6 protein-coding genes and 1 pseudogene are annotated in these 6,203 nt (G+C 67.5%); 1 reads left to right on the top strand and 6 read right to left on the bottom strand.

Translation table 11 applies throughout. From position 1 onward, the window contains the following. Window positions 1-91 precede the first annotated feature (91 nt). A complete protein-coding gene (locus ABT006_RS25745; RefSeq protein ID WP_350710382.1) occupies window positions 92-970 on the bottom strand; it encodes a helix-turn-helix transcriptional regulator in 879 nt (292 codons plus the stop codon). A gap of 310 nt (window positions 971-1,280) precedes the next feature. On the opposite strand from ABT006_RS25745, the pseudogene ABT006_RS25740 reads away from it, so the two are divergent. Continuing rightward, window positions 1,281-1,664: pseudogene (locus ABT006_RS25740) on the top strand (IS110 family transposase); the annotation flags it as partial. 416 nt (window positions 1,665-2,080) lie between these two features. On the opposite strand, the gene ABT006_RS25735 reads toward ABT006_RS25740, so the two are convergent. From ABT006_RS25735 to ABT006_RS25715, 5 genes are all read right to left on the bottom strand, one after another. Further along, window positions 2,081-2,488: a (R)-mandelonitrile lyase gene (locus ABT006_RS25735; protein WP_350710380.1), complete on the bottom strand. Its 408-nt coding sequence runs from the start codon at window positions 2,486-2,488 to the stop codon at window positions 2,081-2,083. Between the two features lie 194 nt (window positions 2,489-2,682). Next, window positions 2,683-3,447, bottom strand: coding sequence for a glucose 1-dehydrogenase (locus ABT006_RS25730; protein WP_350710379.1), 765 nt, complete (start codon window positions 3,445-3,447; stop codon window positions 2,683-2,685). Between the two features lie 142 nt (window positions 3,448-3,589). Next, window positions 3,590-4,699 carry an alkene reductase gene (locus ABT006_RS25725; RefSeq protein WP_350710377.1) on the bottom strand — a complete coding sequence of 370 codons (1,110 nt, stop codon included), beginning with the start codon at window positions 4,697-4,699 and terminating at the stop codon, window positions 3,590-3,592. A gap of 431 nt (window positions 4,700-5,130) precedes the next feature. Next, entirely contained in the window at window positions 5,131-5,493 is a 363-nt protein-coding gene (locus ABT006_RS25720; protein ID WP_350710375.1) for a cyclophilin-like fold protein, read from the bottom strand. A 248-nt stretch (window positions 5,494-5,741) separates the two neighbouring features. Continuing rightward, window positions 5,742-6,110 carry a cyclophilin-like fold protein gene (locus ABT006_RS25715; RefSeq protein ID WP_350710373.1) on the bottom strand — a complete coding sequence of 123 codons (369 nt, stop codon included), beginning with the start codon at window positions 6,108-6,110 and terminating at the stop codon, window positions 5,742-5,744. Window positions 6,111-6,203: the final 93 nt, after the last annotated feature.

Here is a 6,203-nt window from a genome sequence, read left to right as displayed (position 1 = left end):
AACGGAAAGATCCACTCCTGACGGGTCGCCGAGATCACCTGCACCCCGACATGATCCACCATGGACCGACCGCCGAGTTACGAGACGTCCTTTAGCGACTCGACGCCGAGGGGCTGTTGTCGCTGCTGGTTGATGCCCAAGAGGCGAGAAGGGTAAGGGCCTCCGCGGTCGGGGAGGCCGGCTCGGCGGCGTAGATCGTCATGACGAGTCCCTGCTCGGCGATCAGTTCCATGCTTTCGTACGCGAGCTCGAGGTCGCCCACCACGCGGTGGTGGAAGGTCTTGACACCGGTGCCGTGGATGCGCACGTTGTGCGAGCCCCAGCGGCGGCGGAAATCGTCGCTGCGGGTGGACAGCTCGCCGACCAGGTCGTGCAGACCCTTGTCGTGCGGGTCCACGCCGGCTGCGGTGCGCAGGTTTGCCACGAGCATGTCGGCCGCGAGGTTCCAGTCTGGGTAAAACCGGCGCGCGGCGGTGTCGAGGAACGTGAACCGGCCGAAGTTCGGTGTGTGGGTGGGGTCGGCGTAGACGTCGCTGTACATGGCCCGGCCGAGCAGGTTGGCGGCGAGCAGGTCCTGTCGCCGGTTCACCACGATTGCTGGGGCGGTGATGGCATCAAGGGACCATTGGAGGCTGGGCCGTACAGTCCACCGTTTTGACCGCGGGCTGCGCCGCAGCAGCGCGCTGCTGCCGTTGGCCTCCTGCGCGAGGCGAATGAGGTGGGCGCGTTCGGCGTCGTCGAGCTGCAGAGCGCGCGCGATGGCGTCGAGGACGCTGGCGGAGACGCCGGCCAGTTGGCCGCGTTCGAGCTTGGCGTAGTACTCGACGCTCATGCCGGCTAGTGCCGCGACCTCGCTGCGGCGCAGGCCGGGCACGCGGCGCTGCCCGCCGGCGGGGATTCCGGCCTGCTTCGGTGTGATCTTGGCGCGGCGGGAGGTGAGGAAGTCGTGCACTTCGGCTCGGTTGTTCACGCCTTCGACGGTACGACGCGCCGTCTTGAACTGGGATGTACTGCGAGTACACCCATCGTCGGTGGTTCCCCCCGTTACCTTTTTGATCGTCCCCAGCCGGGGACTTCTCGGTCGCCCGGCCTGGTATGACTTACCTCCCCTGTCGTTCCGATGATCCGGGGGGTGTTGTCGCCGGGCCGGGTGGCGTCGATGGACCGCTGATAGGGACACGACCACTCGCGGGGTTGGGGTAGGTCTCTTCGTAACGTGGGTGCCGGCAGTCGACGCCAGACTGGCGACCAGCCGAGGCGACGTCGCGGGGAGGCGATACGTGCACGGCGACTACGAGGTGTTTCTCGGTCTCGATGTCGGTAAGGACGGCCACCATGCCGTCGCGTTGAACCGGGACGGCAAGCGGCTGCACGACGCGACTTTGGTCAACACCGAGGGAAAGCTGCGGCAGGTGTTCGACAAGCTCGCCCGCCACGGCCGGGTACTCGTGGTGGTCGACCAGCCCGCCTCTATCGGCGCCCTGCCGGTCGCGGTCGCCCGGGCCTGCGGTCATCAGGTGGCCTACCTGCCCGGACTGGCGATGCGCCGCATCGCGGACCTGCACCCCGGTAGTGCGAAGACCGACGCGCGCGACGCCTACGTGATCGCCGACGCCGCCCGGACGCTGCCGCACACGCTGCGCCGCGTCGACGTCGGCGACGACGCCGAGTCGCACGGCGGTCAGGTCGCGGTCTTCTCCCGATTGGGTGCCGGTAGCACCTTCGTGTGCTGGCTGCCAGCGACCAACCGCACCGACGATGATCCGCCCCCAAAAACGTTGCCGCTGTGACCAGGTGTTTCGGTTCAGCTGATCTTCGTCCAAGTTGCCGCGCTCTGGCTATTGCTCTCCTACTTCACGCCTGAACCAACGGCTGAAATTTTGGGGTGACATGACCGAGCGAACCACCGTGAAAGACCAGACCCCCCAGGCGCGTAACCACGCCGTAGTGCTTCGGCAGGTCGTACTCGTCGGCGAAACCACCCGGGCCGCTCTGGCCAGCGAGTGTGGCTATCGACCAGCGAGATGCTCGTTTTAACGGTTGCCTGCACCCCGATCTGCGGCGCCAGGCTACGGGTGGATCATTGCTGGTTCGCGGCCTGGTGCTGCTCGTTCGTGACGGGTTCGAGCCAGGTGGTGGGGTCGCCGCCGTCGGGGAGGTTCTCGAGCATGGCGAGGTGGCTCATGAAGGTGTCGGCGGCGGCCCCGTGCCAGTGCTCCTCGCCGGGCGGGCAGATCACGGTGTCGCCGGCGCGGACGCGCAGCACGGTGCCGGCGCGGGTGCCGACCAGGCCCACGCCCTCGGTGACGTGCAGGGTTTGGCCTACGGCGTGGGAGTGCCAGTTGGTGCGGGCACCAGGGGTGAAGCGGACGAGGGCGACGGTCATCCGCGACGGCTCAGTGCCGTTGTAGATGGGGGTCAGGTAGACGTCGCCGGTGAAGTTCTGCGCGGGTGTCTTGACGGTGGGGTTGACGGGCTTGAGTTCCATCGCGTGCTCCTCGGTGTGGTGCTCGGTCAGGGGCGCAGCAGCGTCTTGATCGCGCGGCGTTCGTCCATCGCAGCTGGGCCCTCTTCCAGGGAGAGCGCCACGAGCCGCGGTGACTGCCGCTCCAGGTACGGCGGCAGAAGCCCCGCGGTCGGTTGCGGTCGGGCGTGTCGTCGGCCTCGTGCCCTCTCGCGGGGTTACTGGGCGGTGTAGGCGCCGTCGACAGGGAGGGCCACGCCGGTGACATAGCTCGCCGCGTCGCTGCACAGCCATAGCACCGCGGCGGCGATCTCCTCGGGGCGTCCGAGCCGGCCCATCGGGATCGCGGCGACCGCAGCCTCCGGGTCGAGTTCCCCGCCGGCGGTCATCCGGGCGACCATCGGGGTGTCGATCGTGCCGGGGCAGACCGCGTTGACGCGGATGCCGAGCGGGCCGTATTGCAGAGCGGCGCTCTTGGTCTGGCCGAGCACGCCGTGCTTGGTCGCGTGGTAGGTGGCGCGCCCGTTGCCGCCGACGAGCCCGCCGAGAGAGGAGCAGTTCACGATTGCGCCGGACCCCTGCATGCGCATCTGGGCGAGCTCGTGCTTCATCGACGCCCACACGCCGCGCAGGTTGACCGCGACGATCTTGTCGAACGCCTCCGCTGTCTCGTCGGCCGAGTCGACCGGCGGGAGCATGATGCCGGCGTTGTTGAATGCCATGTCGAGGCTCCCGAACGCCTCCACCGTGCGGTCGACCGCGTTCCGGACATGCTGCTCGTCGGTTACGTCACAGGCGATGCCCAGAGCCCGGTATCCCTCGTCGTTCAGCTTGGCGGCGAACCGCTCGGCGGTCTCGCCGTCGCGATCGGCGATCGCGACTGCGGCACCGGCCTCGGCGAATGCACGCACCGTCGCGGCGCCCATCCCGGCGCTCCCGCCGGTGACGATGGCGGCCTTGCCAGAGAAATCGTAGGTGACCATGACTGCTGTCCTTTCCTTGTGGTCCTGTTGGTCGAGTTGCGCGGTCAGTCGGCCGAGTGCGGGATGATCTCGACGGTCGCCGCCTGCGGGGCGACGTGCGGCCACTCGGCGTGCGACACAGCGGTCCCGCCGGCCGGCGCGGCTAGTGGGAAGGGAGGAACGGGTAGTCGTTGTAGCCTTCGGCGCCGCTCGCATAGAACAGGTCGGGCCGAGTCGGGTTCTCGGGGTGGTCACCCTTCCAGCGTTCGACGAGGTCGGGGTTGGCGATGACGGCCCGGCCCACGGCGACGGCGTCGACGAACGGTGCCTGCAAAAGTGTCCTGGCCTCCTGGAGCGTGGTCGTCGTCGCGAACCCGCTGTTGACGATGATGCTGCCCCTGAAATGCTGGGCGAGCTGCTCGGCGAGCTCGCCGGCCGGCTTGTGATGCAGCACCGACAGGTACGCGAGCCCCGAGGGCTGAAGTCGATTCAGCAGGCCGCCGTAGGTGGCCAGTACGTCGTCGCGGTCGGTCTCGAAGGTGTCCTGGTAGTTGTGCTCGGGCGAGATGCGCACGCCTACGCGTCCCGCCCCCACGGCGTCCGCGACGGCGGTGACGACCTCGATGACGAAGCGTGCGCGGTTGTCCGGGGAGCCGCCGTATTCGTCGGTGCGCTGATTCGATGCTGGTGAGAGGAACTGTTGGAGCAGGTAGCCGTTGGCTGCGTGGATCTCCACCCCGTCCAGCCCGGCCTCGACGGCACGGCGTGCCGCCGCGACGTGCTCTTCAACAGCCTGCTGGATGTCGTTGATGGTCATGGTCTCGGGCACGACGAACCGCTGCTTGCCGCCTGGTGTGTGCACCTCACCGTCGATCGCGATCGGGCTGGGGGCGATGACCCGGCGGCCGCCGTTGGTCTCAGGGTGCGCCGTGCGACCGCCGTGCATGATCTGTAGGACGATGCTGCCACCAACGGCGTGCACGGCATCGGCTACTCGACGCCAGCCGTCTGCCTGTTCGTCGGTCGCGATGCCAGGCTGTCCGACATACGCCTGCGAAGCCGGGCTCGGGTAGGTGCCCTCGGTGACGATCAGCCCTAGGCCTGCCCGCTGCCGGTAGTGCTCGACCAGGAGGTCTCCGGGGACGCCGTTCGGGGCAGACCGCAGCCGCGTCATCGGCGCCATCACTATGCGGTTGGCCAACGCGATCTCCCCGAAGGAGACCGGTGTGAACGGCGACGTCAGGATGGTGTCTGGTTCAGCGGTGTCGAGCATATTCTCCCACTCTCGGTAGATCTTCACATCGTGCAGCAGCCGGACCGGGGCCGGTCCCGGATCGAGCCGAAACGGTGCACGCCAGACGCATCGCAGCCGACTCGTCAGAACTGTCAGTACGAAGGGAGCGACCACGGTGACGGCGAGAACATCGGGCCGTCGATGACTCCCGCGTTGTGGATCACCGTGTCGAACCGTCCGAACAGTTTTGCTTCCTCGGCGACCTTGCGGGCTCATCGATGTCGGCGAGATTCCCGTATACGGTGCGCTGCATCAGACCCAGGACCCCGGAGTCTTCGATGCGTCGCCCATTGCGGGCAGGGTCACTTCGTGCCCGGCCTCTGCGAGCGAGATGGCGGTCAGCAGGCCGAGTCCTGTCGAGGCTCCAGTGACGAGGATGCGAGGCACTGCTGCCGGGTTCCTTTGCGTGTTTAGTCGGCGCGTTCGATGGTCACAGGACGCGAATCGCTCCAGCCTTCGAGGATCGATACATCGCCGTCCACCTGGCCGATCCGCGCGATCCCGTTGAAACGGCCGACGTCGGTGTAGTAGAGCACCAGAGCACGACTGGGTGCGTAGTACCCGATGGTGCCGGCGGGGGCGCTCTCACCTGCCGGCATGCCCTCCATCGTGAGCGGCTGCGGTGGCTCGGCGAGCACCTCTTGACGGCCGTAGTCGGAGAAATCGAGGGTGAGCGGCAACTGGTCGAGTAGTGATTGAGCGGCGGGGTTATCCCAGAGCCTAGCTTCGAGGGTTTGGTCGCCGATGACGATGCGGATGGGGATCTCGCTCATGGTCTCTCCTGACGGCTTCGGCGCGGGCTCTGACGTAGTCGGCGGTGTCGTTTGGGTCGGCGGTGCGGTGGTCGCTGGCGGATCCGTGGCGGCTGATGGTGCCGATTCCGGAGTGTCGTCTGCGGAGAATGCCGTCAGCCCGGCGATGGCGAAGACAAGCGCGAGGACAGTGATGCGCCGCCCCTGGTGTTCGTTGTGCGGTTACCTGGCTTGCTCATGAATTGATAACGCCTCGCTGATCGCGCTGGTCAGTCGGCCCGTTCGATGGTGACGATGAAAGGGGCGCTTCGTCCCTGAACCGCGGACAGGTCGCCGTCGATGCGGCCGAGTCTGGCGCTGCCATTCCAGCAGCCGATATCGGAGTAGTGCACTGAGACGACGCCGCTGGGCGCGTAGTAGCCGAGGTCGCCAGCTACCGGGCAGTCCTCTTCGGGCATGCCCTCCATCCCGATCGGCTGTGGTGGCTGTGCGATCACTTCTCGGCCGCCGTAGTCTGAGAACTCAAGCGTGAGCGGGAGTTGTTCGAGGAGCGACCGCGCGGCGGGGTTGTCCCAGAGCGCCGCGTGCAGCGTCACGTCTCCGATCACGATGCGGACCGGGGTGTCGGTCGTGGTCATCTCGGAGGGCTCGGGCGAGGTGTCCGTGGCAGGTGTCTCAGGCGTCGATGGGACAGTCGTGGACTGCGTGGCCGGTGCGGGATCGTCAGACGC

The organism is Micromonospora sp. NPDC002717 (genome assembly GCF_040295705.1).
GTDB lineage: Bacteria > Actinomycetota > Actinomycetes > Mycobacteriales > Micromonosporaceae > Micromonospora.
This window is presented reverse-complemented; position numbering and strand designations above follow the sequence as displayed.